We start from the raw sequence: 4819 nt of genomic DNA on the forward strand, positions 1-4819 counted from the left end.
AGAGACTTCAGACTAACAATGCAAACCTGCGTCGCTGCGCTCCGACTGCCTGTCCGAATGAGCGTGGAATGAGTGTCCGGATGTTGGTGGGCTGAGTGTCCGGATGGCGTGGAATCCGCAGATTGTCGATACTTGGTAGGTCACCACTCCAGCGGCCCTGGCACCTAACAAGGTAAAAAGAGAGGCTCCAGACAAGAGCGCACTTAAGTCGCTTTTACCGAGCCCCGCCTCCTTGAGAATGGCCTCCATATCTGCTCGCTCTTTGCCTTCGGCTTTTTTCAACGCATCGCGCAAAATCTTCTGAATCAACTCCTCTTCGAGCTTAACAAGACTGAAGGAGTCAACATCCTTAACTCCAAACTTTTTAGCCACGTCCTTTACAACTTCATGGTAGTCGGGACCGTTGCTGCGGAAGAGGTTGACGAAGCTATTACCACCGAACAGACGGATCTCATCCAGGATTTCATTGGCATAACGACGATGATCAGGATTGTGAGACTTATAGATATCTTTGCCAGACAGGCTTTCAGTCGTGCTTGCTTTGAGAATGTATTCGACCAAGGGTTTTAGATCCTCATTCGCAGCATTCGCCATCACATCACCGGTCGAAATCGAAGTCATCGTGCAGCTCCTTTAAACTGTCAATCCATACTAAAAACTGGCTTTATGAACGCCTGCGTTAAGCAACGCGAGCACTGGCCTCAATTTTTTGCAGCGCTGCGAACAGTTCATCGACCTGCCCTGGCTCGAACAACTTTTCCGGCCCACTGGGTGTGATATCCGTAAAAGGTGACTTGTAGAGCAAATCCGCATTCATCACCCCGTGTTCCGTGAGGTGCTGGATCACTAGGTTGCTAAATTCGATTTGGCTGCCGCTGAGTGTTTTTCCAGCCAAGAAACCAGACAACGCGTCAGTAGCAGCATCGCGATCCAGACCAACCAAGGAGCGAATGAATAACCCCAAACCCTTGGCCTGTTCTTTCGCCCGATTAATCTCCCCTGCACCGGCACCACTTTCGACCAGCATCTGCTCTAGAGCCTCAAGGTCCAAGGCCGTCAGTGGTTGATTACGCCTTAGCTTCTGCAAAGACAAATGGTCTTGGTGAGCTCGTAGGAAAGCACGGGCCTTTTCGCGGAAACGTTCGAAACTCGCAGGGTTCACCATCGAAGGCATAACGACCTCCTCGATCTCCCCCAACTCATCAGCAAAGTCGGTATAGACGGTAACGCCGCGTCCCTTTTCAAGCAGCTTGATCAAACCGCGCAACTTGCGGCGAGCCTGCTCCAGCATCGAAACGGTGACGTCTTCCCACCATTCCGGCCCCGCTACGGCTTCAATCATTAGCAATTCTTTGGCAATCGCCGGAATGTTGGTTTGCCCCAACAGCGCCTGAGCCAGGTCCTGAACCTGCTCACTCAAACGGGCAAAACCTGGTTCCGCGTTGAGAATGCACAGTTGCAATCGCAGCAACAGAAGGTCGAAGCGCTTAGCCTCTTCGTCTTCTTCCGTTAATGTGGTTGGCAAACCTGAAACATGGTCGGCCAATTCACGCAGTTGAGTCTCTCCGATATCTTTCCAGATACCTGCAGCGGAATAGATTTCGACCCAACGTCGTTTAGGACGAACAACGAAGTTGTCCAGCGTCATTGAGCACACCCGTTCATGCAGCGACAAGGCGATGTCGTCACGCAGCTGATCATCGCTGAATACCACCGAGTAAACGCCGTGAGGCTCCTTGATCTCGACGCTGTTACGCCGCCGATCCAGCGCCGCCAGCATTTCCAGACGCGCTTTGAACAAGCGCTGACCCAACGGCTCGCCCAGCGTCCCCTCGGTGGGTTCAGGGTTCTGATTGAAATACTCGAGGTTCTGGCAGAAATCGAAAATGAAGAAATCTTCTTTGTCCTGCCCTGGGCCGAAAAGGTTTTTGCACAACCGCGTGCCTCGTCCGACCATTTGCCAAAATTTGGCTTTTGAGCGAACGATCTTGAAAAACACCAGATTGACCACTTCTGGCACGTCGATCCCGGTGTCGAGCATATCCACCGAAATCGCGATGTGCGGCGCCTTGTCTTTGAGTGAAAAATCATCAATCAAGGTCTGCGCGTATTCAGTTTTGTAGGTAATGACCCGAGCAAAGGCACCCACCTTATCGGGATAGCTCACATCAAAGCGATCAGCAATAAACTGAGCGTGAGCGTTGTTCTTCGCGAAGATGATGGTCTTGCCCAAACGGTCACCACCAGCCACTTTATGGCCGCGCTCCATGAGGGTCTGCAATACTTTGTCTACCGTGTCGGTGTTGAATAGCCAGCGGTTGACCGCGTCGGCGCTCACCTCATCCGGTACTTCTTCCTCTTCGCCCCACTCCAGTTCGTCCCACTGATCTTTCTCATCTTCGGGAAGCTGGTCGTAGCTAATACCGTCGCGCTGAAATTTCAACGGCACCGCAACCCCGCGAGGCTTGACTAGATAACCCTCGGCAATCGCATCTTCCAGGGTATAGGCATCAGTCGGGACGCCACTCTCGAGGTTGAAGAGGCTGTAGGTATTGCGGTCGATTTCATCTTTAGGGGTCGCGGTCAATCCCACAAGCAACGCATCGAAGTAGGAAAAAATCGCTCGGTATTTTTGATACACCGAACGGTGGGCTTCATCGATGATGATCAAATCGAAATGGCCTACACCGAAGCGCCGCTGTCCGTCCTGTTTTTCATCGATCAGGCCCATCATCGTTGGATAGGTTGAGACGTAGATGCGCCCTTCAGTGTTCTTCTCGGTAACCAGATTCACAGGCGCGGCGCTGGGCAAAAAGCTTTTGAAGGCATTAGCCGCCTGATTGACCAATGCGACGCGGTCGGCCAGAAACAGAATGCGTTTGGCCCAATTGCAACGCATCAACAAATCGCTCAGGGCAATCACCGTCCGCGTCTTGCCGGCACCAGTGGCCATCACCACCAAGGCCTTGCGCTGACGATCCTGCTCGAAGGTTTCACCGATGCGGCGGATGGCCCGCAGTTGGTAGTGGCGCTCGACAATCAACGGATCAATCGTCGCCTGCCCCAAGGCCTTGCGGCTGCTACGGCGTTGAATCAGCAGTTCCAACTCGGCCTTCTTATGGAAGCCCTGAATCAAACGCGGCGGGTACGAGGTGTCGTCCCATAGCCAGTGCTCGTAACCATTGGTGCAATAAATCAGTGGTCGCTGACCGTACATCGACTCCAGGCAATCGGCATACAGCTTGGCCTGTTGTTGCCCGGCTCGGGCATCGCGCTGAGTGCGCTTGGCTTCGATCAGAGCCATTGGCTTGCCGTCGTCGCCCCAGAGTACGTAATCGACAAAGCCCTGGCTCTGCGTGTTCGGCATGCCCGCCACTTCAAACTCACGATCACGGGCGGCATCCAGCGGCCAACCTGCTTCGTGCAGCAACTGATCGATAAACAGGTCGCGGGTTTGCGCTTCGTTGTAATCGTGGGTATCGGGTTGAACCGCATTGGCCACTTTCGCAGCGGCGACATCAGCGCGCAGCGAAGCGAGCTCTTGATCCAGAGCAGCGTTTTTCTTTTGTGCTTGAGCGAGTGCGACGTCTCGCTGGGCGAGTTCGCTTTCCAGTTTTTGCAACTGAGCCAGACTTTGAGTCGCAGCGGTTACTGCCGGCTTTGGCAACAGCGCCGGGTTAAAGCGCAACGCACCATCCGGCTTACCAGCGGCACTGCGTGCGTAATGCCGGCCCAGCCAATAGGCCACATGAAAAAGCTCGCTGAGCACAGCCTGGGCGTCTTGCTCACGGACCTGACGGGCGCTGTGCACCGCATCGTTACCACGCTTGCGGATGACTTCCATTTTGGCGTGAAGCATCGGCCCGGTCAGCGTCTTAAAGCTTGGTTCAAACAGGAACGCCGACAAGTCGCTTTTATATGGCAGCTTCAGGCTGCGATCGGCCTGGAACAGCCACGCCACCAGCAACTCCAGAGTGCGCCGGGCATAGAAGCAAGACGAGCGCGGGTCCGCCAGGACGTTGGCCTCGGCCTTGACCGCTTCGGCATGGAGACCGGGCCATTCAGTACGCAGGAAGGCAAAGTTACTCATATCAACGTCCTTGAAATATGGCGGCCACGTCTAACCGGTCGGTCAGGTACGGAGTGAATCCGGTGAACAGGATACAAAGTGCCAGCATATCGCGCATCTCTATATTGCCTTCTACGCTGCCGGGTTTTCCGCCATGGCGAATGCCCGGATAGTCACAGGTGAAACCATAGAGGCTTTTCAGCGCATTGCGCACCTTGGCGTGGGGCCAATGGGTGAGCTGATCGCAGATGCTTGATAGCGCGTATTCGTTGACCCATGGGTTGTCGCGGCCTAAGGCTTCCAACAGGTTGATCTGTTTTTGCAGGCAGGTTTTGATCCGCCCTTCGCCGCCCTTGTCGTGCAGATCACGAAAGGCTTCGTCGAAGTCTCTTTGCAGGGTGTGGAGGTGTGGGTGTTTGGCGTTGCTGTCGCGCAGCTCCTGAACCAGGTTGGCGAACAGGCCGGGCATGGTCGGGTATAGCTGACACGGACGGCGCAACTCGTAACGTAGGTTGTAAGTATCAACGAAGTTGGCCAGACGATTGAAGTACGTGTTGGCCAGCGCATCACCCGCCAACTCATCGAGTACGTCGTAGGCGTTTTGTAGAAAGCCCAGCAGTGCCGATTCGTCGTATCCGCTCCATGAACTCCACATTCCAAGCGGATAGCTGACGGCTGATGCTGTGCTCCCGATTTCCATCAGGAGCCCATCACCATGATGCGTCCCAATGCCAGCGTTGAAAAAGTGTA

At 54.4% G+C, this 4819-nt stretch carries 3 protein-coding genes; all 3 read right to left on the reverse strand.

Annotation, left to right across the window (positions count from 1 at the left end; translation table 11 throughout):
- Positions 1 to 12: 12 nt before the first annotated feature.
- Entirely contained in the window at positions 13 to 621 is a 609-nt protein-coding gene (locus tag E3W21_RS28875; protein ID WP_178084161.1) for a hypothetical protein, read from the reverse strand.
- Between the two features lie 58 nt (positions 622 to 679).
- Entirely contained in the window at positions 680 to 4090 is a 3411-nt protein-coding gene (locus E3W21_RS28880; protein ID WP_134423050.1) for a DEAD/DEAH box helicase family protein, read from the reverse strand.
- A 1-nt stretch (position 4091) separates the two neighbouring features.
- A partial coding sequence (locus E3W21_RS28885) for a hypothetical protein (protein ID WP_178084162.1) occupies positions 4092 to 4819 on the reverse strand: 728 nt, incomplete at its 5' end.

It is taken from the genome of Pseudomonas sp. F01002 (genome assembly GCF_004402115.1).
GTDB classification, from domain to species: domain Bacteria; phylum Pseudomonadota; class Gammaproteobacteria; order Pseudomonadales; family Pseudomonadaceae; genus Aquipseudomonas; species Aquipseudomonas frigoris.

Excerpts from the sequence above, each read along its gene's own strand:
- E3W21_RS28875 (WP_178084161.1), bottom strand. The coding sequence starts at position 621 with ATGACTTCGATTTCGACCGGTGATGTGATGGCGAATGCTGCGAATGAG.
- E3W21_RS28880 (WP_134423050.1), bottom strand. The coding sequence starts at position 4,090 with ATGAGTAACTTTGCCTTCCTGCGTACTGAATGGCCCGGTCTCCATGCC.